The sequence below is a fragment of the Streptomyces sp. L7 genome, from assembly GCF_050990935.1.
GTDB lineage: Bacteria > Actinomycetota > Actinomycetes > Actinomycetales > Microbacteriaceae > Leifsonia.
On record NZ_CP194644.1, the window covers coordinates 3,921,438 to 3,945,036 of the forward strand.

Annotated in this window: 24 protein-coding genes and 2 pseudogenes; 10 read left to right on the forward strand and 16 right to left on the reverse strand. The window is 72.3% G+C overall.

The annotated features are described in order from the left end of the window. Positions 1–60 precede the first annotated feature (60 nt). Positions 61–483: a group III truncated hemoglobin gene (locus tag ACR5MH_RS19855; protein ID WP_431348760.1), complete on the forward strand. Its 423-nt coding sequence runs from the start codon at positions 61–63 to the stop codon at positions 481–483. Between the two features lie 101 nt (positions 484–584). Here the strand turns inward: ACR5MH_RS19855 and ACR5MH_RS19860 are convergent, their stop codons facing one another. Continuing rightward, entirely contained in the window at positions 585–1,760 is a 1,176-nt protein-coding gene (locus ACR5MH_RS19860) for a molybdopterin molybdotransferase MoeA (protein WP_431348761.1), read from the reverse strand. A gap of 99 nt (positions 1,761–1,859) precedes the next feature. Between ACR5MH_RS19860 and fdhD the strand changes: the two genes are divergently transcribed. The 4 genes from fdhD to ACR5MH_RS19880 all read left to right on the forward strand — a co-directional run bounded on the left by fdhD (position 1,860) and on the right by ACR5MH_RS19880 (position 6,987). After that, the gene (gene fdhD, locus ACR5MH_RS19865; protein WP_431348762.1) at positions 1,860–2,717 is read left to right on the forward strand and encodes a formate dehydrogenase accessory sulfurtransferase FdhD; all 858 of its coding nucleotides are present in this window, start codon (positions 1,860–1,862) and stop codon (positions 2,715–2,717) included. After that, a complete protein-coding gene (locus ACR5MH_RS19870) occupies positions 2,717–5,011 on the forward strand; it encodes an FdhF/YdeP family oxidoreductase (RefSeq protein WP_431348763.1) in 2,295 nt (764 codons plus the stop codon). Before fdhD ends, ACR5MH_RS19870 begins: the two co-directional genes overlap by 1 nt. Positions 5,012–5,100: 89 nt before the next feature. Next, complete coding sequence (locus tag ACR5MH_RS19875; protein ID WP_431348764.1) at positions 5,101–6,696, forward strand: alpha-amylase family glycosyl hydrolase; 1,596 nt, start codon at positions 5,101–5,103, stop codon at positions 6,694–6,696. 45 nt (positions 6,697–6,741) lie between these two features. Beyond that, a complete protein-coding gene (locus ACR5MH_RS19880) occupies positions 6,742–6,987 on the forward strand; it encodes a hypothetical protein (RefSeq protein WP_431348765.1) in 246 nt (81 codons plus the stop codon). Here the strand turns inward: ACR5MH_RS19880 and ACR5MH_RS19885 are convergent. After that, complete coding sequence (locus tag ACR5MH_RS19885) at positions 6,980–8,161, reverse strand: toxic anion resistance protein (RefSeq protein WP_431348766.1); 1,182 nt, start codon at positions 8,159–8,161, stop codon at positions 6,980–6,982. The genes ACR5MH_RS19880 and ACR5MH_RS19885 overlap by 8 nt on opposite strands. A 113-nt stretch (positions 8,162–8,274) precedes the next feature. Here ACR5MH_RS19885 and ACR5MH_RS19890 point away from each other — a divergent pair, with 113 nt between their 5' ends. Both ACR5MH_RS19890 and ACR5MH_RS19895 read left to right on the forward strand, forming a co-directional pair. Then, complete coding sequence (locus ACR5MH_RS19890; RefSeq protein ID WP_431348767.1) at positions 8,275–8,754, forward strand: hypothetical protein; 480 nt, start codon at positions 8,275–8,277, stop codon at positions 8,752–8,754. A 130-nt stretch (positions 8,755–8,884) separates the two neighbouring features. Next, positions 8,885–9,466, forward strand: a complete 582-nt coding sequence (locus tag ACR5MH_RS19895; protein ID WP_431348768.1) for a TetR family transcriptional regulator — start codon at positions 8,885–8,887, stop codon at positions 9,464–9,466. A gap of 33 nt (positions 9,467–9,499) precedes the next feature. Here ACR5MH_RS19895 and ACR5MH_RS19900 read toward each other — a convergent pair whose 3' ends face one another. Beyond that, positions 9,500–10,372 (reverse strand): LysR substrate-binding domain-containing protein, encoded by an 873-nt coding sequence (locus ACR5MH_RS19900; protein WP_431348769.1) that lies wholly within the window; start codon positions 10,370–10,372, stop codon positions 9,500–9,502. A gap of 205 nt (positions 10,373–10,577) precedes the next feature. On the opposite strand from ACR5MH_RS19900, the gene ACR5MH_RS19905 reads away from it, so the two are divergent. Next, positions 10,578–11,045: a lamin tail domain-containing protein gene (locus ACR5MH_RS19905; RefSeq protein ID WP_431348770.1), complete on the forward strand. Its 468-nt coding sequence runs from the start codon at positions 10,578–10,580 to the stop codon at positions 11,043–11,045. Between the two features lie 262 nt (positions 11,046–11,307). On the opposite strand, the gene ACR5MH_RS19910 is transcribed toward ACR5MH_RS19905, so the two are convergent. The 6 genes from ACR5MH_RS19910 to ACR5MH_RS19935 are packed head-to-tail and all read right to left on the reverse strand — an operon-like array spanning position 11,308 to position 15,708. Further along, positions 11,308–11,631, reverse strand: a complete 324-nt coding sequence (locus ACR5MH_RS19910) for a CHY zinc finger protein (RefSeq protein ID WP_431348771.1) — start codon at positions 11,629–11,631, stop codon at positions 11,308–11,310. Next, positions 11,628–12,239, reverse strand: a complete 612-nt coding sequence (locus ACR5MH_RS19915) for an energy-coupling factor transporter transmembrane component T (RefSeq protein WP_431348772.1) — start codon at positions 12,237–12,239, stop codon at positions 11,628–11,630. The genes ACR5MH_RS19910 and ACR5MH_RS19915 overlap by 4 nt, the downstream gene beginning before the upstream one ends. Then, a complete protein-coding gene (locus ACR5MH_RS19920; RefSeq protein WP_431348773.1) occupies positions 12,233–12,934 on the reverse strand; it encodes an energy-coupling factor ABC transporter ATP-binding protein in 702 nt (233 codons plus the stop codon). Before ACR5MH_RS19920 ends, ACR5MH_RS19915 begins: the two co-directional genes overlap by 7 nt. Continuing rightward, on the reverse strand, positions 12,931–14,052 hold the full coding sequence (locus ACR5MH_RS19925; protein WP_431348774.1) for a thiolase family protein: 1,122 nt from the start codon (positions 14,050–14,052) through the stop codon (positions 12,931–12,933). Before ACR5MH_RS19925 ends, ACR5MH_RS19920 begins: the two co-directional genes overlap by 4 nt. Further along, positions 14,042–15,160, reverse strand: coding sequence for an AMP-binding protein (locus ACR5MH_RS19930; protein ID WP_431348775.1), 1,119 nt, complete (start codon positions 15,158–15,160; stop codon positions 14,042–14,044). Before ACR5MH_RS19930 ends, ACR5MH_RS19925 begins: the two co-directional genes overlap by 11 nt. Continuing rightward, positions 15,157–15,708, reverse strand: a complete 552-nt coding sequence (locus ACR5MH_RS19935; protein ID WP_433862088.1) for a biotin transporter BioY — start codon at positions 15,706–15,708, stop codon at positions 15,157–15,159. The genes ACR5MH_RS19930 and ACR5MH_RS19935 overlap by 4 nt, the downstream gene beginning before the upstream one ends. A 202-nt stretch (positions 15,709–15,910) precedes the next feature. On the opposite strand from ACR5MH_RS19935, the gene ACR5MH_RS19940 reads away from it, so the two are divergent. Continuing rightward, positions 15,911–16,561, forward strand: a complete 651-nt coding sequence (locus ACR5MH_RS19940) for a TetR/AcrR family transcriptional regulator C-terminal domain-containing protein (protein ID WP_431348776.1) — start codon at positions 15,911–15,913, stop codon at positions 16,559–16,561. On the opposite strand, the gene ACR5MH_RS19945 is transcribed toward ACR5MH_RS19940, so the two are convergent. After that, positions 16,542–16,919, reverse strand: coding sequence for a DUF3566 domain-containing protein (locus tag ACR5MH_RS19945; protein WP_431348777.1), 378 nt, complete (start codon positions 16,917–16,919; stop codon positions 16,542–16,544). The genes ACR5MH_RS19940 and ACR5MH_RS19945 overlap by 20 nt on opposite strands. A 245-nt stretch (positions 16,920–17,164) precedes the next feature. Continuing rightward, a complete protein-coding gene (locus ACR5MH_RS19950; protein ID WP_431348778.1) occupies positions 17,165–17,797 on the reverse strand; it encodes a ScbR family autoregulator-binding transcription factor in 633 nt (210 codons plus the stop codon). Between the two features lie 147 nt (positions 17,798–17,944). Between ACR5MH_RS19950 and poxB the strand changes: the two are divergent. Next, positions 17,945–19,677, forward strand: a pseudogene (gene poxB, locus ACR5MH_RS19955) (ubiquinone-dependent pyruvate dehydrogenase). A 98-nt stretch (positions 19,678–19,775) separates the two neighbouring features. Here poxB and ACR5MH_RS19960 read toward each other — a convergent pair. The 5 genes and pseudogenes from ACR5MH_RS19960 to ACR5MH_RS19980 form a co-directional block, all read right to left on the reverse strand. Continuing rightward, positions 19,776–21,575: an LCP family protein gene (locus ACR5MH_RS19960; protein ID WP_431348780.1), complete on the reverse strand. Its 1,800-nt coding sequence runs from the start codon at positions 21,573–21,575 to the stop codon at positions 19,776–19,778. Positions 21,576–21,705: 130 nt separating this feature from the next. Then, entirely contained in the window at positions 21,706–22,011 is a 306-nt protein-coding gene (locus ACR5MH_RS19965; RefSeq protein WP_431348781.1) for a MarR family winged helix-turn-helix transcriptional regulator, read from the reverse strand. Beyond that, positions 21,990–22,205, reverse strand: coding sequence for a hypothetical protein (locus ACR5MH_RS19970; RefSeq protein WP_431348782.1), 216 nt, complete (start codon positions 22,203–22,205; stop codon positions 21,990–21,992). The genes ACR5MH_RS19965 and ACR5MH_RS19970 overlap by 22 nt, the downstream gene beginning before the upstream one ends. A 49-nt stretch (positions 22,206–22,254) precedes the next feature. Next, the gene (locus tag ACR5MH_RS19975) at positions 22,255–22,794 is read right to left on the reverse strand and encodes a hypothetical protein (protein WP_431348783.1); all 540 of its coding nucleotides are present in this window, start codon (positions 22,792–22,794) and stop codon (positions 22,255–22,257) included. A 35-nt stretch (positions 22,795–22,829) separates the two neighbouring features. Further along, a pseudogene (locus ACR5MH_RS19980) lies at positions 22,830–23,599 on the reverse strand (DNA-formamidopyrimidine glycosylase family protein).

Below are 23,599 nucleotides of genomic sequence, written 5' to 3' on the forward strand. Positions count from 1 at the left end.
TGGGGAATTGATGACGTGCTCACACGATCCGTCCGGCAGGAACTGATTATCGTAGGGAGCGTGCCGCACGACCTGAGCTCCCGCGCCGACGTCGAGCGTCTGGTGATCGAGTTCTACCGCCGTGCCTACGCCGACCCGCTCATCGGCCCGATCTTCACCGACATCGCGAAGATGGACCTGGAGGCGCACCTGCCGATCATGTGCGACTTCTGGGAGACCGTGCTCTTCCGCGCGGGCGTCTACCGGCGCAACGCCCTCCAGGTGCACAGCGACCTCCACGCGTTGTCGCCGCTGCTGCCGGAGCACTTCGAGCGCTGGCTGCTGCTCTGGAACGGGACGGTCGACGAGCTGTTCGCAGGGGAGAAGGCCGAGCTGGCGAAGCTCCAGGCCGAGCGCGTCGCCGCCTCGATCGGGCGGCGGCTGGCGGGGTCCTCCGGCAGCGGGTTCGAGACGATCGCGACCCGCGCCGACGCCGGCGCTTGACCGCCCCACCGCCGTCTCCGTAGAGGGGTCGCAACACGCCGTGACGCGCACGCGGTAACGGCGTGTTGCGACCCGTGTGCGTGCTTGTCCGAGGGGCGTCCTCAGCGGACCCCGACCCACGGAACGCGCACGGCCTGCGCGTCCTCACCGTCCCGGACGCCCTCCGGCGGCACCACCAGGATGCCGCTCGCGCCCGCGAGCCCGCGCATCATGGCCGCCCCGCGCCAGGCCGCGACGACCGCGCGACCGTCGGCCTCCGTGTAGGGCACGAGCACCGTCGACCCGGGCCGCCCGTCGACCGTGGCGCCGCGCACCGTCCGCACCGGCTCGGGTTCCCGTCCAGCGAGTCCGGCGAGCAGAGGCTCCACGAGCGTGATCGCCGAGACCATCGCCGCGAGCGGATTGCCCGGGAGCGCGGCGACGAGCCCGCCGTCCGGCAGTTCCGCGATCCGCGTCGGGCCGCCCGGCCGCATCGCCACCCCGTCGACCAGGAGTCGCGCGCCCAGCGCGCGCAGTGCGTCCCGCAGGTGGTCGGCCGACGACGCACCGGTGCCCCCGGTCGTCACGATCAGCGCCGCGTCGGCGTCGCGCAGCGCGGCGACCGTGTCCTCCAGCCGGTCGGGCACGCGGGCCGTGCCGGTCACCCGGCCGCCGAGCATCCCGACCAGGGCCGGGAGCTGCACGGCGAAGCTGTCGCGCACGCGGCCGGGAGCGGGCACTCCGGAGGTCACCACCTCGTCGCCCGTGAACACGAGCGCGACCGACGGGAGGGCCGCCACGAGCAGTTCGTCGGCGCCGGTGGCCGCGGCGAGTGCCACGTGCGCCGGGTTGAGGAGAGCGCCGGCGGCGATCAGCCGCTCCCCACTGAGCGCCTCCGTGCCCGGCCGCCGGATGTGGTGACCCCGCCGCGGCTCGCCCGCGACGGTCGAGCGCAGCGCACCACCGGAGACCTCCCCGCTTTCGCTGCGCAGCACGGCGAACGCGTCCGCCGGTACGAGGGCCCCGGTGACGATCGGGCTCGCCTGGCCGCGAGAAGGGGAGCCCTCCACCAGCGTCCAGGGGCCGACGCCGGCCACCAGCCAGCCGTCCATCGCCGCCGAGGCGAAGTGCGGGAGGTCGATCGGCGTCACGAGGTCCGCCGCCAGCCGCCGTCCGATCGCGGCGTGCAGCGGGACGCTCTCGGGCGGGAGCGCGGTCCCCGCTGCCGCGGCGATGGCCCGCGCCTCGTGCCAGGTCGGCCGTCCGCCGTTCCCGGTCACGGTGCCGGCCCCGCTCACCGCGTCATGCCCATTCGCGATCCTCTTCCCGCAGTATTCGAATGACCCACTGCGGGCATTCCGTTCCGGTCTCACGCTACGCCGTGATAAGCCTGGAGCATGAGTCGCACGACATCGCGAAAACAGATCACGCGCATCGTCGTCGGCGAATCGCGCAGCCGCCGGGAGGATGTGCTCGCCGTCGAGGAGCCGCTTGAGATCCGGGTGGCGGGAACGCCGCTCTCGATCACCATGCGCACGCCCGGCAGCGACTTCGACCTCGCCGCCGGCTTCCTCGTCTCGGAGGGCGTGATCTCGCACGGCGACCAGCTCGGCGCCATCCGCTACTGCGCGGGCGGCACGGTCGACGGCGAGAACACCTACAACGTCCTCGACGTCACTCTGGCGCCCGGGGTCCCGCGGCCGGACGCGAGCCTCGACCGCAACTTCTACATGACCAGCTCCTGCGGTCTGTGCGGCAAGGCAAGCATCGACGCCGTGCGCACCCGCTCCGCGTATCCGGTCGACGCCGACCCGGTCGCGATCACCGACGAACTGCTCACCACGCTGCCCGACCGGCTGCGCGAGGGGCAGGCGATGTTCGAGAAGACCGGAGGCCTGCACGCGGCGGCGCTGTTCGACGCCGCGACCGGCGCGCTGCTCGTGCTGCGCGAGGACGTGGGCCGGCACAACGCGGTCGACAAAGTCGTCGGCTGGGCGCTCAAGGAGGGCCGCCTCCCGCTGAGCGGGACCGTGCTGATGGTGTCGGGCCGGGCCAGTTTCGAGCTCGTGCAGAAGGCGTCGATGGCCGGCATCCCGATCCTCGCGGCGGTCTCGGCGCCGTCGTCGCTCGCGGTCGACCTCGGCCGGGAGCTCGGCCTCACGGTCATCGGGTTCCTCCGCGGGTCGTCGATGGTCGTCTATTCGGGCGGCGAGCGGATCATGGTGACGGAGACACAGCAGAAAGCGATGGCCTGATGCACGACACGGACGTCAACCCCGGCAACGAGTACCCCGACCTGGAGGTCGGCCCCAACAAGAAGTGGGCCGTCGGCGTGCCGGCCATCCTGCACTCGATGGAGCCCGCCATCCGCGACATGGGACCGGCCCGCACCGCGAAGCTGATGACGGCCATCAACCAGAAGAACGGCTTCGACTGCATGAGCTGCGCGTGGCCCGACCCGGGCGACCGCAACATCCTGGAGTTCTGCGAGAACGGTGCCAAGGCGGTCACCTGGGAGGCGACGCCGATCACGGTCCCGACCAGCTTCTGGGCTGAGAACTCGCTGACCAGCCTGCTCGACAAGTCGGAGTACTGGCTCGGGATGCAGGGCCGGCTCGTGGAGCCCGTGCACAAGCCCGCCGGCGCCGACCATTACGAGCCGATCGGCTGGGACGCGGCCTTCGCCCTCATCGCCGACCGCCTGAACGGCCTCGCGTCGCCCGACCGGGCCGCGTTCTACACCAGCGGCCGCACCGCGAACGAGACCGCGTTCGTCTACCAGCTCTTCGCCCGCGCGTTCGGCACCAACAACTTGCCGGACTGCTCGAACATGTGCCACGAGTCGACCGGCACGGCGCTCGGCGAGACCATCGGCATCGGCAAGTCGACCATCGCCTACGACGACTTCGGCAAGGCCGACCTGATCGTCGTGATGGGCCAGAACCCGGGTACGAACCACCCGCGCATGCTGACCGCGCTGGAGGAGGCCAAGCGCAACGGCGCGACCATCGTGGCCGTCAACCCGCTGCCGGAGGCCGGGCTGATCCGCTACAAGAACCCGCAGAAGCCGCGCGGCATCATCGGCAAGGGCACGCAGATCGCCGACCACTTCCTGCAGATCCGCTCGGGCGGCGACATGGCGCTGCTTCAGGCCGTCTCGCAGCGCGTGCTGGAGGCCGAGGACGCCGCCCCCGGCACGGTCCTCGACCATGACTTCCTCGCGAAGCACACTCTCGGGCTGGAGGAGTTCCGGGCGCACATCGCGACCCTCGACGACTTCACCGTCCTGGAGGCCACCGGGCTGACCCGGGAGGAGATCGACCTCCTCGCGGACCTCTACATCCGCTCCGACCGGGTCATCATCACCTGGGCGATGGGGCTGACGCAGCAGAAGAACGCGGTCGCGACGCTCAAGGAGCTCATCACGCTGCTGCTCCTGCGCGGAAACATCGGCAAGCCGGGCGCCGGGGCCTCTCCGATCCGCGGGCACAGCAACGTGCAGGGCGACCGGACGATGGGTATCTGGGAGCAGATGCCGTCGGCGTTCCTCGATGCGCTGCAGGCCGAGTTCGGCTTCGACCCGCCGCGCGCACACGGCTTCGACGCCCTGCAGACGCTCGAAGGTCTCCAGCGCGGCGACATCGACGTGTTCTTCGCGATGGGCGGCAACTTCGTCGCCGCGATCTCCGACACCGCCGCCGCCGAGGCGGCGATGCGCGGCGCAGGCCTGACCGTGCAGGTCTCGACCAAGCTGAACCGTTCGCACGTGGTCACCGGCGAGGAGGCGCTGATCCTGCCGACGCTCGGCCGCACCGAGGTGGACCTCCAGGCCGGCGGCCCGCAGTTCCTGTCGGTGGAGGACAGCGTCTGCGCGGTCCACGCGACGCACGGCAAGGTGCCGCCGGTCGCGCCCGGGCTGCTGTCGGAGGTGGCGATCGTCTGCCGGCTCGCGCAGGCGACGCTGGGCGGCACGCACGGGATCGACTGGGCGGGCTTCGAGGCCGAGTACGACGTCATCCGCGACCACATCAGCCGCGTCGTCCCCGGGTTCGGGACGTTCAACGCGGACATCCGCCGCAAGGGCGGTTTCGTCCTCCCGAACGGACCGCGCGACGAGCGCCGCTTCGACACCGCGACCGGCAAAGCGATGATCACGGTGAACGAGCTGGAGCCGCTGGAGCGCCCGGAGGGCCGGCTGATCCTCCAGACGCTGCGCTCCCACGACCAGTTCAACACGACGATCTACAGCCTCAACGACCGCTACCGGGGCATCAAGAACGGCCGCGACGTGATCTTCGTCAACCCCGACGACCTCGTCGAGCTGGGCCTCACGGACGGCCAGCGGGTCGACATCCACAGCGAGTGGCCGGACGAGGTCGACCGCGTCCTCCCGAACTACCGGGTGGTGTCGTACCCGACCGCGCGCGGGTGCGCGGCGGCTTACTACCCGGAGGCGAACGTCCTCGTGCCACTGCAGAGCGCGGCGACCGGCAGCAACACCCCGGTGTCGAAGGCGGTGATCGTCCGCCTGGACCCGGTGGCCTCCTGACGCCGAGGGGCATGTAAACGCCCCTGAACGCGATTTGTAGGGGCGTTTACGTGCTCCTCGACAGAGGAAACAGGGGTATGAGTGGAGGCATGTCGTTCATGCAGGAAGACACCCCCGACAACCCCGCAGGCTGGGCCACCGACCCCGGCGCGCTCGTCTACGGCCTGGATCTCTCCCGCTTCGCCGACAGCGACGGCGACGGGTTCGGCGACCTCCCCGGCGCGACGGCCCGCCTCGAGTACGTGGCGTCCCTCGGCGTCACCTGGATCTGGCTGCTGCCGTTCTACCCGAGCGAGCGTCGGGACAACGGCTACGACGTGGACGACCACCTCGCCGTGGATCCGCGGTTCGGCGACCTGGACGACCTGCGCGCTTTCCTCGGCCGGGCGCACGACCTCGGAATGCGCGTGCTGATCGACGCTGTGCCGCATCACACCTCCGACAGGCACCCGTGGTTTCTCACCGCGCGGGAGGACACCGACGGGCGCGACGGGAAGTTCTTCGTCTGGAGCGACGACGACTCCACGGAGCCGGGAGACCATCCGATGTTCCCGGGCGAGGAGGAGAGCGTCTGGACCTTCGACGAGCGCGCCGGGCGGTACTACCACCACCAGTTCTACTCGTTCCAGCCGGACATCAACGCCACCGATCCCGACGTCTTCGAGGAGCTCGTCAAGCTGCTCGACCACTGGCTCGGTGTCGGCGTCGACGGCTTCCGCATCGATGCCGCCCTGCTGCTCGTCCAGGGCAAGGGCCGGCCGGACACCGATGTGGACGACGCCGTGTTCTTCGATCGGCTGCGGGCGCGGCTGCGTGAGATCCGGTCCGACGTGGCGCTCGTCGCGGAGGCCTCCGAGCCACCGGAGGCGATGGCCGCGCTGATCGAGAACGACCGCTTCGACGCGGTCATCGACTTCAGCCTCAACAACGCGACCTTCCTCGCCCTCGCGCGCGGGCAGGCGCAGCCGATCGTGGACGCGCTCCGCCGGCTCGACCAGAACATCCCGGCCGAGTCCCGGCTCAACTTCATGCGCAACGCCGACGAGCTCGACCTGTCGCTGCTGAGCGACGACGAGCGCCAGGAGGTGTTCGCGGCGTTCGCGGGCAGCGACGGCGCCCTGATCTACGGTCGCGGTATCCGGCGCGGCTGGGCGCCCATGCTGCAGCCCGCCGAGCGGGTGCGGATGTCGCTGAGCCTCCTGCACGCCCTCCCCGGCGTGCCGCTGCTGCAGGCCGGCCAGGAGCTGGGCCCGGGCGACGACCTCTCGGTGGAGGGACGCGGCGCCGCGCGAACGACGATGCAGTGGGACGGCACGGCGTGGGGCGGCTTCACGACGGCCGCCGAGTCCCCGCTGACGCTCGGCGCGCAGGTGGACGGCCCCTTCGGCTTCCGCACGGTCAACGCCCGGGCACAGGAGGACGACGCCCGCTCGCTGCTGTCGCTCGCCCGCGACCTCGCCCGGGTGCGACGCGAGACGCACGCCGCGGCCGCCGGCTGGACGACGGTGGACGTCGGGGATCCCGCAGTGCTGGCCTTGCGCCGCGACGGCGTCGTGACGCTGCACAACCTGTCCGGCCGGGAGGCGACCGTCGATGTCGGGGAGGGGCACGTCGCCCTCCTGGCCGATGGCTGGGACACGGGCACGCTCGCCCCGTACGGGTTCGCGTGGCTGGGGACCGCGTGACTTTGGTCCCTATCGGCTCCGTCCCCCGCACGGCATCGTTGCCGCATGAGCACGGCGAACACGGAGGACGCACACCACTCGTCGCCCTTCACACGGGACGACTTCGCGGCCGTCCCGTACCTGCGGCACGATCAGTTCATCTCGCTGATCCACTGGACGCTGGTCGACGGGGACTGGCACTACACCACGATCCTCGGCCACTATCTGCACCGCGACGAACGCTACTGGTACCTCCGGGTGCGGGGTGCGAACACCCGGCTGGACCGCACGGAGTGGGCCATCTTCAGTTGACCGGCCCCGCCTGATCCCGGTCCGGCCGCGCCCGCTTCAGGTAGCTCCGCGACCGTGCCACCTGATGCTCCAGCGCGTCCACCGTCTGGGACATGCTCGTGATCGCCTGCCCCCGGTAGACGTCGATCCCGTCCATCGTGGCGAACACGTCGTCGAAGGCACGCTGCAGCACCTGCGCGTCGACGGCGGAAGTCGTCTGCTCCTTCTGGATCTGTTCCGTCTGGTCGCGCAGCACCTCGCCGGTACGGCCGATCAGGGCGTTCGTGCTCTGGTGGAGCGCGCCGAGCTGGTCGATGACGAGGCGCTGGTTCTCCAGGGCCTGTGCGACGACGACGGCCGTGCGCAGCGCGGAGACCGTCGTGGTCTTGGCCCGCTCGACGCCCTTGATCAGCTCGACGTTGTTCTTCTTGATCACGTCGAGGGCGAGGTACGCCTGCACGGACACCGCGATCTGGGTGGTGAGGTCCTGGCGGCGCTGGCGGATCGGGAAGAGCGCCTCCTTCTCCAGCGTCGTCGCCCGCAGCGGGTCGGTGAGGCGCAGGTCCTCGGCGCGCTCCACTGTCGCGCGGTCGAGCGCGGCGGCCAGGGTGACGTACTCGTTCAGCCGTTCGGTGGTCTTCCAGAGCGCTGCGCGCTCGTTCTCGATCTCCTCGTTGTCGCGGCGCAGCCACTGCTCGCCGTGGTCGAGGGAGACGACGATCTGGTCGAGTTGCTTCTGCGCCGACTCGAACCGCTCGACGTACTTGCGGAGGCGGCGTCCGCCGGGCATCCGCGCCAGCATCCGGTAGCGCCCACTGGTGTGCTGCGGATCGAAGTCGCTCACCGTCGCCCGCAGCGCCTGGAGGGTGCGGAGGACGCCGTATTGGGGGTCTGTCCGCACCGCCTTGCCGCGCGCTGCCGCCAGGGCGGTGGCCGGTCGGCTCAGGAGCTGCCGGGAGGCCTCGCTCGACTCCCGCATCTCCGAGTCGCCGAGGCGGGAGAAGCCCGTGATCTTCCGGCGGAAGGCCTCACTGTCGGGCTCGGCGGCGGCCAGGTCGCGGATCCACTCGCGCGCGCGGGACTCCAGCTCGGCCCGCCGCTGCGGCGAGACGCTCATCATTCCCATCGCCCGCTCGTCGGGGAGCTCCGGAACAGCCTCGGGCGGATGAAGCTCGTCTGCCGGATCCGCGTCCATGTCGTTCTCCTCCCACCAGGACCGCAACCCCTCCAGGGTAGGCCGCGCACCTGCGTGAACGGTACGGCCCCGTCCGCTGGCAGCCTCCGGCGTTCCGGTGGGATACTCGCGGCATGGGCAGCACCACCACCGACCGCGCGTCCTTCTTCGACGGGCTCGCGGCCGAGTTCCTCCAGCACTACACCCGGGGTCCGCGGTTCATCGCGGTCACCGGAGTCGCGGGCGCCGACCTCCCCGCAGCGGCGGACGCGCTCGCCGACGCCCTCCGCGCGTCGGGCCAGGAGGTCGAGCGCACCCACGCGACGGCGCACGTCACCCCCGACGCGCTCCGCAGCGAGGTCGTCACGCCGTTCCGCGCCGCGGAGCCCGACGGCGTCCTCGTCGTCGACGGCCCGGGCCTGCTGGGCGAGCACCTGCGCGGGTTCTGGAACTTCTCGGTCTGGATCGAGCACGACCCGGAGCGCGACGCCGACTGGTCGTTCGTGGCCACCGGACGCAAGGACCCGCTGGGCGCGCCCAGGGAGGTGGCGTCGGTGCTGTTCGACGACGCCGACCCGGAGCGGCCGCGGCGGCTGTTCGCCGACTCCTGCTGAGCTCCGCTCCGTCCGGGTGGCGCGGCCCCGACACTCCGCGCAATCGAGCACCCTGCCAGGTCCCGCCGCCGGCACGGGTTAGAGTTGGCCGCTGGGGGGACCGACGCATCGAACGGATCGAGGCCCCCGCATGCCACGTCAGGAGCGCGCCGAGCGCAGCCGCGCCAGCATCCTCGAGGCCGCCGCGGACGAGTTCGACCAGCACGGCTACGCGGGCGCCCGGCTCGAGCGGATCGTCGAGCGCACCGGGCTGACCAAGGGCGCGGTGTACTTCCACTTCCGGTCGAAGCTCGACCTCGCGAAGGCGCTGGTCGTGGAGAAGTACGGCAACTGGCCGGCGATCGTCTCCGACGTGGACGCGAGCGGCCTTCGCGGTGTGGAGGCCGCGGCCGAGCTGACCAGGCGGGTCGGCGCCGTGTTCGCGTCCGACGTGCGGGTGCGGGCGGCGATGGCGCTGTCGCAGACCATCCTCCCGCCGGATCCGGACGCCGACCCCTACGACCACTGGGTGGGCGTCGTGGCGGCCTACCTGGAGCAGGAGGAGGACGCGCTGCCGCAGGGGCTCACGCCGCGCGAAGTCGCCGTGGTGGCCGTGCAGGGCTTCTTCGGCGCCTACATGATCGCGGCGGAACGCGGGCGCCTCGACGAGCTCCCGGCCGACATCGAGCGGCTGTGGGGCGCGCTGGGCGCGCTCGCCGCGAAGGGCGCCTGAGCAGCGTGTCGAGCGCGTCGCGCGGGAGGGTGCTCAGAGCGCCGTGAGCTCCTCGCGCACGAACCGCGCGAACTGCTCCGCCGCCGCCGACTGCGAGCGGGTGCGGTTGCGGGCGAGGCCGATGACGCGCTCCGCCTCATCGGCGAGCGGCACCGCCACGATCCCCGGCTCCGCAGGCGTGTCCGGGATGAGCGCGACGCCGACGCCGTCGCGCACCAGCGCCCGAAGTGTCGACAGCTCGGTCACCTCGATCACCGGCGCCAGCACCTCGCCGTGCGCGGCGAAGTAGGCGTCCGCGATCGTCCTCAAGCCCGACCCCGGGCGCAACGCGACCAGCTCGGCCGAGGTCAGGTCCGCGAACGCGGCCTCTGTGCGGGCGGCGAGCGGATGGCCCACCGGCACGCCGAGTACCAGCCGCTCCGCGGTCAGCGGCACCCACTCGATGTCGGCGTCGCGCGGATCGGGACTGAGGAACGCCAGATCGGCCGAGCCCTCGCGCAGCGCGTCGAGTACCGTGTCCGCAGTCCCGCCGCGCAGGGCGAAGCGGATGTCGGGGAACAGGCTGCGGTACTCGCTGACCACCCGGGGCAGCAGCCAGCTCCCGAACGATGACACATAGGCGAGGGACACGATCCCGGCCGCCGGATCGCGGAGGGCGTCGATGCGGGCGCGCGCCGTCTCCAGTTCCGCCTCGGCCCGGGACGCGTGGGCCAGCAGGATCTCGCCGTACTGGTTGAGCTCCAGGTGGCCGCGGCGCCGGTCGAACAACTCGACGCCGGCCTCCGCCTCCAGACGGGCGAGGGATCGCGAGAGGGTCGACTGCGAGACCCCGAGCGTCTCGGCGGCCAGCGCCAGATGGCCCTCCGCCGCCAGCGCCCGGAAGTGGGCGATCTCGTCGATCCGCATGCACACCATCATGGCCCACCCGCGCGGCCGGCGCCGGGAGGCCGCCGCGCCTGGACGAGCCCCGCGGCCGTGGCAGTGCTCAAATGAGCGGTCTACCCCCGTTCAAGTTTTCTGTACGTTCACACACGAGACAGTCCGCGGTTCTCTGCGATTTCTCAGGTGACCGCGGGCTCGCACGAGTTCCCCTTCCCGACCGAGGAGAGAAATGTCATCCAGATTGCGCACCTTGTGGCGCGCTGCCACCGCCGTGGCCGTCGGAGCGGGCCTCGCCGCCGGCTCCCTCGCCGCGACTCCGGCCTTCGCCAGCACCGACGGCACCGGTGTCGTCATCAACGAGGCGTACCTGTCCGGCGGGAGCGCCGGCGCCGCCTACGCCAACAAGTTCATCGAGCTCTACAACGCGGGCGACCAGCCCGTGGCGCTGACCGGCTGGAGCGTGCAGTACCGCTCCGGAGCCGGCACCGGCGCCGCGAACGGCGTCGTACCGCTGAGCGGCACGATCGCCGCCAAGGGCTACTACCTGGTCGCCGGGTCCTCCAACGGCACCGCCGGCGCCGCCCTCCCGACCCCGTCGGCACGCAGTACGCCGGCCAGTGGGTGTCGGTGTGGATCTCCGGCAAGGCCGTCGGCGGCGGCTGGATCCAGGTCCCGGCGGACGGCGACCTTCGCCTGACGATGCCGAACCCGCTCGCCAAGGGCGATTACGCCCTGTCGGCGCAGGACAGCAGCGGGGCCGTGATCGGCTGGAACGACCTGAAGATGTCCAACGGCAAGGCCGTCGGTCACCAGCAGTAAGGTCCTGACGAACGACCGCCGGGTGCGCACGCCGCACCCGGCGGTCGCTCGTCTTTTCCACCGCGCATTCGTGACGAATCGCGTGAATCCGCGCCGCTTTCGCCACATTCGGCACGAATCGCGCGCCAGATTATTTTGCGTCACACCTGGAAGTACAACTCCGTGTGCAGCTTGCACCCCGGGTTGAACGCCGCCCCGCACTCCGGGCAGGAGTCGGTCTCCAGGTACTCGGCGATCGTCAGCGTCGCCGTGCACACACCGCACAGCACGGCGCGCCGGCCCCGGTCGGCGACCGGCCACTGCCGGGCCGGATGGCCGGCGGTCTCCGCGTGGCAGGCGTGGCACGGGTAGAACTCGCCGCAGCAGGCGAACCGGATCGCGATGACATCGAGCGGTGTCCGGTAGTGGATGCAGCGGGTCTGGTCGTCCACGGTCGGGCCGAGCACCCGCGGGCCGCCGTTCATCGCACGCCTCGCGCCGTCAACGCGTCGCCCAGCTCGTCCGCGTGTTTGAACGCCACCACCAGGAACGGCACGGCGAACGCCCGCAGTCCGGCCCGGGCGCCCCGCGCGCGCTGGGCGTCGCGGACGTCCCGCGCCAGCCCCGCCAGCACCGGAACCGTGCTGAGCGTCACGGTCAGCAACAGCGCGGTCCGGGCTGGGTCGATCCGCAGCGCCGCCAGCGGTCGCAGGCCCCGCTCGACGGCGTCGAGGAGGTCGGCGACCCGCGTCGTCAGCACCAGCAACGCGGCGAGCACGACCGCGGACGCCACGCGCGCGGTGTTCGCGACGGCGGGCTGCGGGCCGAGGAAGAGGAGTTGGCCGGCGAGGGTGATCACGATCACCCAGCGTATGGCGAGCAGCTGACGGGCGAGCTCCCGCATCCCGAGCATCCCGTCGCCGAGGCCCGCGAGGGCGTAGGCGACCACCGGCAGCACCGCGGCGACCGCAGCAGCGACCCACGTGGAGGGCAGCAGCGACACGGCGAGCACCGCCGCGAGCACCAGCAGCAGCTTGGGTCCCGCCGGCATCCGGTGCAGCAGCCCCGACCCCGGGCGGTAGAGCGTCAGCACGGGAGGCTGCCCTCGGCGAGCAGGCGCTCGTACGCCGCGACAACGTCCGCGGGCTCGCCGACCGCGGCCGCCGTGCCGCCCGCGAAGAGCACCGCCGTGTCGCAGCGGGCGGCCAGCCCGAGGTCGTGCGTGACCAGGACCAGCCGGTGCCCGGCGTCCTCCAACAGGTGGTCGGCGACGCGCCGGGCGTTGCGCGCGTCCAGGTAGGCGGTCGGCTCGTCCGCGATCACGAGCTCCGGGCGCCGCACGAACGCGCCGCAGAGCGCGAGAAGCTGCTTCTGGCCGCCCGAGAGGTCGTGGGAGGGCCGGTCCGCCAGCTCGGTCAGGCCGAAACGGTCGAGGGCGTCGGCGACCCGCGCCGCCGTGGCCTCCCGTCCGAGCCGGTCGGCGCGGAGCGAGAAGGCGACGTCCTCGGCGACCGTCGGCATGATGATCTGCGCGTCCGGGTTGCTGAACACGACCGCGATCCGCCGCCGCAGCTCGCCGGCCTGGCGGGCGGGGTCGAGCCCGAGGATGCGCAGCTCGCCCGCGGAGGCGGCGACCAGTCCGCCCAGGAGCCGCGCGAAGGTGGACTTCCCCGACCCGTTCTCGCCGATGACCGCGATGGTGCGCGCGTCGAGGTCGAGGGTGACGTCGTGGAGGGCGTCGACGTCGCCGAGGCGGACGCCGACGCCGTCGAGCTGGAGGGCGCTCATCGCACCACCTCGAACACCGCGGCCACACCCAGGCCGCCGCCGACCGAGGCCGCGGCGACGCCGAGCGTCCCCGCCGGCGCCCCGCCGCGCACGAGCCGGCTGAACAGCCGCACCACGGCCACGGCCCCGCTCGCGCCCCACGGGTGGCCGAGCGCCAGCGCACCGCCGTCGGCGCACACCCGGGGATCGTCCTCCGCCACGCCCACGCGCTCCAGCACGGCGATGCTCTGCGACGCGAACGCCTCCACCAGCTCGAACGCGGCGGCCTCCTGCGCGGTGACCCCCGCGCGGGCGAGCGCGGCACGGATCGCCGGCGCCGCCCCGATCCCGGGCAGCGCCGGGTCGCAGCCGACGATCGCGGACGCACGCACCGCGAGTCCGGGACCGGTGCCCGCCGGGGCCACCACGACCGCCGCGGCGCCGTCTCCGATCCGGGTCGACGTCGCCGCCGTGAGCGCACCGCCGGGGAACAGTGCGGGCAGTCGGCTCAGCAGCCGCTCGGCCCCGCCGATCGCGTCGTCCTGGTCGAGCCCCGCCAACGGCACCAGCTCGTCCGAGAACCGCCCTGCGTCCAGCGCGGCGCGCGCCCGCTCGTGGCTGCGCGCAGCGTGCGCGTCGAGTCGCGACCGCGGGATGCCGTCGTGCGCGGCCAGATCCTCCGCGGCCCGGACCATGTCGGGATCCGGGAAGCCTTCCGGCGCGAACGGCGCTCGGGCGTAGGCGACCCCGTCCAGCGAGCGGACGGGTGCGGTGGAGGCGCTCTCCACGCCCCCGGCGAGCCGTGGCCTCGGGTCGCCGGCCCGGATCGCTGCGGCCGCGTCCAGGATGGCCGCGAGTCCGCTCCCGCACTGGCGGTCGACAGTGCCGCCCGGGATCGCGGGGTCCAGCCCGGCGGCGAGGGCGGCGACACGCGCCGGGTTGCCGCCGGGACCCATGCAGTTGCCGAGCAGGACGTCGGCGACCTCGATCGGCGCCCCCGTCGCGCCGGCGGCGTCGTCCAGCGCGGCACGCAGGACCGGCGCAGCCAGCTCCTCCACGCGCAGGCGTGCCAGGGCGCGGCCGCGGGTGCCGACGGGGGTGCGGCGGGCGGCGATGATGACGGCGGTCTCAGCGTTCAATCGCCTGCACCTCTCCCGCCAGCACACGCCGCACGGCCTCCGCACGCGCCGGTTTCCCCGCGGCGGTCCGCGGCAACTCCGCCGCGTACCAGCGGCGCGGACGGTGGGCGGGCGCGAGGCGCTCCGCGGCGGCCGCCCGCAGCGTCGACAGCGGCGGGAGGCTGCCGTCCGGCTCCACGAGCGCGGCGACGAGCGCCCCGACCCGGCCGGTCGGGAGACCGAACACGACCGCGTCGCGCACGCCGGGCACCGAGCGCAACGCGGCCTCGACCTCGTCCGGCACGATCGTGGCGGACGCGCTGAGGATGGCGCCGTCCGCGCGGCCCAGCAGGCGGACGCGCTCGCCGCCGTCCGCCGTCCGCACGAGCTCGGCGCGGTCGCCGACCGTCGCCCAGGCGCCGTCGCGGCGCAGCGGGCCGGGCGCACCGGCGTAGCCGCGGGCGACGTAGGGCGAGTGCACCCACAGCTCGCCGTCGCGCACGCGCAGCTCGACGCCGGGGAACGGCTCGAGCCCGTGGCCGTGGTCGACGGCCACGAACGACAGTTCCGCCGCCCCGTAGTAGGCGGTCACGCGCATCCCCTCCGCCTCGGCCCAGGCCCGCAGCGCCGGGTCGAGGTGCGACCCGCCGACCAGCGCGGACCGGATGCCGCGCGCGGCACCCGACTCCAGCAGCCGGCGCAGCGACTCGGGTGTGCCGTGGAAGCAGTCCGCTGCGGCGCCGACGAGCACCGCCTCCGGGCCGCCGTCGAGCGCGTGCGCGAGCGAGAACAGGGTCAGCGACGATGACGCGGGAGCCGGGAGGGCGACCGCCCGGCCGTCGCCCAGCAGTTCCGTCACCGCCTCGAACGACGCGGCCCACGACTCATGGGTGCGCAGCACGATCCGCGGCGGACCGCTGCTGCCGGAGGTCAACGTCGCCCAGCCGATCCGCTCGGACCCGTCCCGGGCCGCCAGGTCGGCGTGCGACGCCGCGTCGACGGCCGCGGCCAGGTGCGTGGCCGGACGTCGACCGTCGACGACGAGCGGGACGAGGCCGGACGACCGCGCCTCCCGGAGCCTGTCGAGCAGGGCCGGGTCGTCGTCGCGCAGCGGGACGATCGGGCTCATGCGGCCCGAGTGTCATCCCGACGGGGAGCCGGAGCCCACGTGCGCCGGAACGCCCGCGGGTACGCGCGGACCAGCGTCGCCACGATCGCGGTCGCGAGCACCGCCTTGATGAGGTCGCCCGGCACGAAGCCGAGGCTCAGAAGGGCGGTCTGGCCGAGCGGCAGCCGCAGGACGAAGCTCTGCACGGGGATGCCGAACGCGTACACGACGCCGATGCCGCCGACGACGACGCCGAGGAACGTGCGCCAGACGACGGGCTTGCGGTTGCCGGCGTGGACGATGAGGCCGATGACCGCGGCGCCGGCGATCCAGCCGAGCGCGTAGCCGGCCGAGGGCCCGACGAAGACGCCGATGCCGCCGCGGCCGCCCGCCAAGAGGGGGAGCCCGGCAGCGACGAGGGCGAGCAGCACGGTCATCGACACTGCGCCGAGCCACGGTCCGAGCAGCGCGCCCGCGAGCATGACGCCGAGCGTCTGGGCAGTGATCGGCACCGCGCCAAACACGGTGAAGCCGCCGGGGAGGCCGAGGACGGCGACGATCGCGGCCATGACGGCGACGCGCGCGATGTCCGTCGCGTCGATGCCGCGGCGGGCGGGGCGGGCTGAGCGGACGCCCTCGGGCCGGGAGGGCGCGGTCTCTGCGGGCGTGGACGCCGTCGCGGGCTGGGGCGGGGTGGTGCGGGGGAGTCGGTCATCGGGTTTCCTTCACCTGAACACTGTTCACCTGAACAGCGTTCACTATAGTGAAACCGTGACGGGAAACGAAAGCGCACGCAGACACAGCCGCGACGACGTGGCCGAGACGGCCCTGCGCATCCTCGACGACTACGGCCTGCCGGATCTGACCATGCGCCGCCTCGCCGCCGCTCTCGACGTGCAGCCGAGCGCGCTCTACTGGCACTTCCCGAACAAGCAGACCCTCCTGGCCGAGCTCGCCGATCGCATCGTCGGCCGCGCCGTCGGCACGCGGACCGACGCGCCGTGGCCCGACCGCGTGCGCGCCGAGTCCGCCGCCCTCCGCGACGCGCTCCTCGCCTACCGCGACGGCGCGGAGGTCGTCGCCAGCACCGCCGCGCTCGGTTTGGGCGCCGCCCCGGCGCAGCAGCGCCTGGAGGCCGCCGTCCGCGCGGGAGGCTTCGACGCCGAGACTGCCGGCCGCGCGACCACCGCGCTCCTGCACTTCGTGCTCGGTCACGTCTCCCACGAGCAGCAGCGGATGCAGTTCGACAGCATCGGCGTCCTGGCGACAGGGGAGGCCTCCGACCCGCTGGACGAGGGCGACTCCGCCGCCGCCTTCGCGTTCGGGGTGGGACTCCTGGTGGGCGGCCTTCAGCGCATCGCGGCCGACAGCGACGCCGTCGACAGCGCCGGACCCGAACGGGCTAGTCGCTCCCGAATGTGACCTTCCACCCGCCGACCACAGTGGTCGCCAGGTTGAACAGGGCCGCGAAGATCGCGCCGAGCGAGGACACGACGATGACCTCCAGCAGCGACACCACGAGCGTGAACATCATCACGTTGTTGAAGGTCAACCCGGCGACGAGGGCGGAGCCCTGCGCGCCGGCGATGCTCTCCAGGAACGTCGCCATCGAGCCGACCAGCCCGACCTTGTCGAGCACCGACCACCCGAGCAGCGTGAGCACGACGGTCACGGCCGCCAGCACGATGGCGATCAGGAACGACATCTTCAGGGCGGACCAGAAGTCGATGTAGACGAGGCGCATCGTCGCGCGCTTCTTCTGCTTCGTCCGTGCCGACATCGGCGACCTCCCCGGTGCTGCTGCTCTCGACCCGCTCGCGCGGACCCCCCATCGCGCGAGTCTAACCGACACGCCCGGGGGAACCCCGGAACGACGGGGCATCGAAACAAACCGATCGACCGGTTATGCATGTAATATGGCCATGCGGGGGCGAACGCCCGACCGACGTACACGTCGCACCGGCGACCACTGGGGGATGTCGGTCGGGCGGTTCCCAACGGTCCCCCCGACCACCCCCACCGGACTCACTCCACCACGAGATCGGGCAGCGCCCGCAGCGCGTCGAGCCGCCCCTCCGCGACGATCCCCGGCAGCAGCACGATCCAGAGCTCCCGGATGCGCTGAAGGAGGTCCGCGCGGCCGGTCAGTGTCGCCGACACGAGCTGCACCCCCGTGAACGCCGGCGACAGCAGGTGGGCGAACATCCGGGGGTCCACGCGCTCCGCGACGTCGCCCTCCTCGATCGCCTTCGTGGTCAGCTCCTCGATCGCGCGGAACCAGTCCTCGTACGGCTCGACGATGGCCTGGCCGGCCGTCCCGACATCGGTGGTCAGCCGGATGCCGGCCTGGACCACCGGGTCCTCCAGGAGCTGCCGCCCGAGGCTCCTGCAGAGCAGCACGAGCGACTCCAGTGCGGGCCGGCCCTCCGCCAGGATCGCGACGGAGGCCTCCATCGTGCGTCGGTGCTGGTCGGCGATCACCGCGAGAGCCAGCTCGTCCTTCGACGCGAAGTGGAAGTACAGCGCGCCCTTCGTGAGCCCGGCGGCCTTCGCGATGTCCGAGATGGAGGCCAGCCCGTAGCCGCGGGCGCCGAACACTTCGGCAGCACCCCGGAGGATGGCGTCGCGGGTGGCGAGTGCGCGATTCTGCGTGACCATGACCTGAACACAGTAGTGCGGACGACCTCTGTGCGTGATGCATGAATCCGGTCGGGGGACCAGACGCGGCGGGCGACCGCGGAGTAGCGTGAGGCTATCCGCCGCCGGATCACCCGTCGCAGCCCAGCCGACAGAGGAGAACGCCGCATGACCACCGTCGCCGACACCATCGTCGAGATCATCCGCGAGGCGGGGGTCAAGCGCGTCTACGGCATCCCCGGCGACTCGCTCAACGGCTTCACCGACGCGCTCCGCCGCGCAGGCGACGTGACCTGGGAGCATGTCCGGCACGAGGAGGCCGCGGCGTTGGCGGCAGGAGCGGAGGCCGCGCTCACCGGTGAGCTGGCCGTCTGCGCCGGGAGCTGCGGCCCCGGCAACCTCCACCTCATCAACGGCCTCTTCGACGCCAACCGCAGCCGGGTGCCCGTGCTCGCGATCGCCGCGCAGATCCCGGGGCCCGAGATCGGCAGCACCTACTTCCAGGAGGCGCACCCGCAGGACCTGTTCCGCGAGGCCGCGGTCTACACCGAGCTCGTGAGCCTCCCCGAGCAGATGCCGCGCGTGCTGGAGATCGCGATGCGCACCGCCATCGAGCGCCGCGGCGTCGCGGTCGTGGTCATCCCGGGCGAGATCCTCCTCGCGGACAGCGTCGGCCGCAAGCCGTCCGCGCCCATCGTGTACTCGCCCCGCGTCACGCGACCGGCCGACGGCGAGCTGAAGGCCGCCGCCGACATCCTGAACGCTGCGAAGAAGGTCACCATCCTCGCTGGAGCCGGCGTCGAGGGGGCGCACCCGCAGCTCATCGACATCGCCAGCGCGCTCCGGGCGCCGGTCGTCCACGCCATGCGCGGCAAGGAGTTCGTGGAGTACGACAACCCGTACGACGTCGGCATGACCGGCCTGCTCGGCTTCTCCTCCGGTTACCGGGCGATGGAGGCCTGCGACGCGCTGCTGATGCTCGGCACCGACTTCCCGTACCAGCAGTTCTACCCGTCGAAGGCGAAGATCATCCAAGTCGACCTCCGCGGCGAGAACCTCGGCCGGCGCACGCCGATCGACCTCGGGCTCGTCGGCAGCGTGAAAGACACCGTGGAGGCGCTCCTCCCGCTGATCGAGGAGCGCAAGGACACCAAGCACCTCGACGCGTCCCGTTCGCACTACCTGAAGGCCCGCAAGAGCCTGGACGAACTGGCCGTCAACGACCGCAACCGCACGCCCATCCACCCGCAATACGTCGCCCGGCTGATCAGCGAGCTCTCCAGCGAGGACGCGGTCTTCATCCCGGACGTCGGCTCGCCTGTGGTCTGGGCGGCCCGCTACCTGCGGATGAACGGCTCGCGCCGGCTGATCGGCTCGTTCAACCACGGCAGCATGGCCAACGCCCTGTCGCAGTCGATCGGCGCCCAGGCGGCGTTCCCCGGACGGCAGGTGGTCGCGCTCGCCGGCGACGGCGGTCTGGCGATGCTGATGGGCGAGCTGCTGACGCTGGTGCAGATGAAGCTGCCGGTCAAGATCGTCGTCTTCAACAACTCCTCGCTGAACTTCGTAGAGGTCGAGATGAAGGCCGCGGGCTTCGTCAACTTCGGCACCGGCCTGGAGAACCCGGACTTCTCCCGCGTCGCGCAGGCGATCGGCATCCACGGTCAGCGGGTCGAGAAGCCGGACGACCTGGAGAGCGCTCTGCGCACCGCCTTCTCCCACGACGGCCCCGCCCTCGTGGACGTGGTCACTGCACGCCAGGAGCTGAGCATCCCCCGGCGATCACCGCAGAGCAGGTCAAGGGCTTCACCCTCTACGCGCTGCGCACCATCATGTCCGGCCGCGGCGACGAACTCATCGACCTCGCCGACACCAACGTCTTCCGCCGCCTCTTCGACTGACCCCCCTCAACCACGCCGGCCGCCCAACAGTCGAGTACGCGAAAAGTCAGCCGAAAACCGCCGAGTACGCAGAGAATCCACGTGCTCGGCGGTTTGGGTCAGTTGATGCAGACGGTGCTGGAGTAGTTGGTGGTGGGGCCGGAGTGAGTGGGGGCCGGCGCGGGCGCGGGAGCAGGGGCAGGGGCGGCGGCGCCGCTCGAGGCGGCGCCGGGGGCGGCCGGCATCAGGCCGTCGTCGCCGAGGACGACGGTGACGCTCTTGACGCTGCCGGTCTCCTGCACGGCGGCGCCCGGGAGCAGCGCCGCGACGGCCTTGGCCTGCGACTCCTGGCCAGACGGGTACTGGATCGTCGTGGTCTGCTGCGAACTCGCGTCGCCGGCCGTGCCGGTCCTGAAGCCTGCGGCCTTGAACGTCTGCGTCGCCGTGGCCGCCGCGCCGTTCATGCTGCCGCCGTTGAGCACGGTCACCTTCGTGTCGGCGGGCTTTGCCGCCGTCGCGCTGTCGTAGGCGGACGGCGTGCCCGTCAGGCTCTTGACGAACGCCGGCATCGCCGCGGTGTCGACCTGCACGATCGACAGGTCCGAGCCGTCGACGGTGATGGTCGGTGTGCCGGAGATCGGGATGGTCGCCGACTGGAGCTTGCCGCCGCTGAGGCCCTGCAGCTGAGCCGCGAGCTGGAGGAAGTTCAGCCCGGGGTCGGTCTCCAGCGAACCGCTGATCGCGTCGAGCGCGCTCGTGAGCTTGCCCGGGTTGAGCAAGGTCCCCGCGGACAGGAATTTGTGCGCCTCCACCGAGAGGAAGTACTGCTGGCGCACGACGCGGTCGAGGTCGCCGCGCGGGAGGCCGTGCCGCTGCCGCACGAACGACAGTGCCTGCGAGGCGTCGAGCGTCGAGACGCCCGCCGGGAAATTCGCGCCGGAGTACGGGTCGTTCACCGCGTTGTTGAGGCACACCTGCACGGGCCCGAGGGCCTTCGCGATCGTGTAGAAGCCGAGCAGCGAGACGCGCACGTAGTGGTCGATCGACAGCCCGGTGAGGTTCTGCACGGTCCGGATGAGCAGTTTCGCGCCGCTGGTCGGGTCGCTGCCGCCGTTGCCGAGCGAGAACGCCGAGTTGAGCTTGTTCATCCCGTGGCCGGGCACGTCCACCCAGGAGTCGCGGGGGAGGGAGATGAGGGTCGCGGACTTCCCGTCGGCCGGGATGTGCAGGATCATCATCGTGTCGGTGTTGGTGCCGCCGCCGTCCGCGGTGGTGCTGAGCTGGTTGAGCTCCGCCTGTGTCGCGTTGTCGGGGCGGTGGTCGTCGCCGACGAGCAGGATGTTCTGGTCCGCGCCGTCGACGTCGTTGCCGGTCTTGCTGATGACGTCGACGTGGTTCACGCCGCCGACGAAGCGGAAGTAGCTGTACGCGGCGTAGCCGCCGAAGACGACGAGGAGCACGGCCAGCCCGGCCGCGGTCCAGGCGATGATGCGCTTGGCGCGACGGTGCTTCTTCGGAGGCTTGGCGCCGCCTGCGCCGCCTCCGGAGCCGTTGCCGCTGCCACCGGAGCCGTCGCCGCCGCCGCCGAAGCCGCCGTCGCCGAAGCCGCCCTCGGCGCGGCTCGGGTCCGGCGAACCGGACAGTCCGAACAGGTCGAAGGGCGCGCCTGCGCCGGCGGCGCCCGCGCCTGCGGCACCGGCTGCGCCCGCACCGGCGGCACCCGCACCGGCGGCACCCGCTCCCGCAGCCCGGCCACCACTGCCGCCCCGCCCGGAGGGCACGCCGGACGCCGGCCGTGTCGCCCGCACCGGCCGGCGCGGGTCGGACGCGGGCACACGTCCGAAGATCTCGGTCGGCGGCTCGGGACGGTCCTCCCGGCCGGCGCCGGAGTCACCTGAGGGATAGTTCGGGCGTCGCACACAACGACGCTAGGGGGTGCGGCCTGCGAACAGCCTGGTTTCCCGCGGTGTTCCGGCGGAATGACCAGCAGATCAGCGAGGAGTTCTCAGCATGCTCACGGCAACGGGGCGATCGGCGCTGCGAGAACCCTCACGCATCCGGTTCGGCGGGAACGTCTCCAGGGGCCATCGCGTCGGTCATCCGGGTGGAGATCGCGAGCAGTTCGTCCTGCTGCTCCGGCGTGAGCGCATCGAAGAGGATGCGGCGGATCGTCGCGGTGTGCTTCGGGAGCGCACGCACGACGACGCGGCGGCCGTCCCGGCTGAGCCGGATCCAGCTCGCGCGGCGGTCCTCCGCACAGTCCTCGCGCTCGACCAGGCCGCGGCCCTCCATGCGGGTGACCTGGTGCGAGACGCGGCTCTTCTCCCACCCGGTCAGCTCGACCAGGTCGCGCACCCGCAGCCGGCGCCCGGGGAGCGCACGAGCGCCATGAGCACCTCGAGCTCGGAGATCGAGATGCCGTCGTCCCGCTGGAGCTGGGCGTCGAGGGTGCGGTCGAAACCGCGCCGCATCAGGTAGAAGGCATGGAAGAGCTCCGCTTCGGCAGCGCTCAGCTTGCGCGGATCGGGTCGGGTGCGCGCGATCGGCATACGTCATCCTTGCACGCGCCTGCGACACCCCGGTGGCACGCGCCCGGGCTCAGTGCGCGAGCTGCTCCAGGAACACGACGAGCACCCCGAGCGCGACGATGCCGACGAGCACGATGAGCTGCTTCCACGACGCGAGCCCGGTGCGCGACACCGCGATGCGCGCGATCACCGCGAGCGACGCGATGAGGGCGGTGATGGCGATCACGACGGCTGTCCTCGCCTGCATCCAGCCGAGCATCGCCGCGGCGAGCACGAGGACCGGGATGACGATGACGGTCAGCGCCCGGGAGGCGACGCCCAGCAGGTGCCGGAACTCGCGGGCGGTCGGCAGGGTGTTGTGCACGATCATGTGCGAGACCAGGTCGGAGGCGAGGCCCGCGAGCAGCACGCCGACCACCGAGATGACGAGCGTCCACAGCACCGTGGGGGAGTCGAGGTGCTCGCCGTGCGCGTTCAGCGCCATCAGGATCGCGAGCGCCGTGAACGTCACGTAGATGCGCTCGCGGAGCCGGTCGCCGGCTTCCCGTCGCTCCTCAACGGTGGCGTCGGCGGGGAGATGAGCGTCGTCGGGTGCGGGCCGGTCTGACATGCGTCGAGCCTAGGGCCGCCTGCCCTCGCGCCGCCTCAGATCTGACAGACCGGGCAGAAGTACGTCACCCGTTCCTCCAGCTCGGTACGTCCGAGCGCCGGATGAGCGTCCCGCAGCGTCGGCAGGGTCGCCCGTCGCGGCCGTAGACCCAGGTGTTGCGGCCGCGTCGGGTGTCGCCGGTGGTCACGCGCAGCGGGCGGTCGCGGTTGGCGACGAGCATGCGGCGGGCGAGGTCGACGGTCGCCGGGAGGTCGGCCTCCCGCACCGGGAGGGTCGGCAGCATCCCGCGCACGAAGCACAGCTCGTTGGCGTAGACGTTGCCGATGCCGGCGAGGTTCCGCTGGTCGAGCAGAGCGACGGCGATCGGGGTGTCGGGGTGTTCGGCGAGCCGGCGCACGGCCTCCTCGGCGTCCCAGTCCGGCCCGAGCAGGTCGGGGCCGAGGTGGCCGACGACCGCGTCCTCCTGCGACCGCGGCACCACCTCCAGGATGCCGAGCTGGAAGCCGACGGCCTGCGTCTCGGCGGTCCGCAGCACCACACGCGCCTGGAACCCGGGATGCCGCCAGCGGCCGCCCGGCGGATAGACCTCCCACGAACCCTCCATCTTGAGGTGGCTGTGGATGGTCTGGTCGCCGACCCGGATCAGCAGGTGCTTGCCTCGGCTGACCACTTCGTCGACGTGCCTCCCGCTGAGGTCGACGGTCGCGTACTGCGGCACCCGGAAGTCCGTCTCGGTCAGCAGCCTGCCCTGAAGAGCGCGGCGCAGTCGCGCGGCGGTCTGGTAGACGGTGTCGCCCTCAGGCAT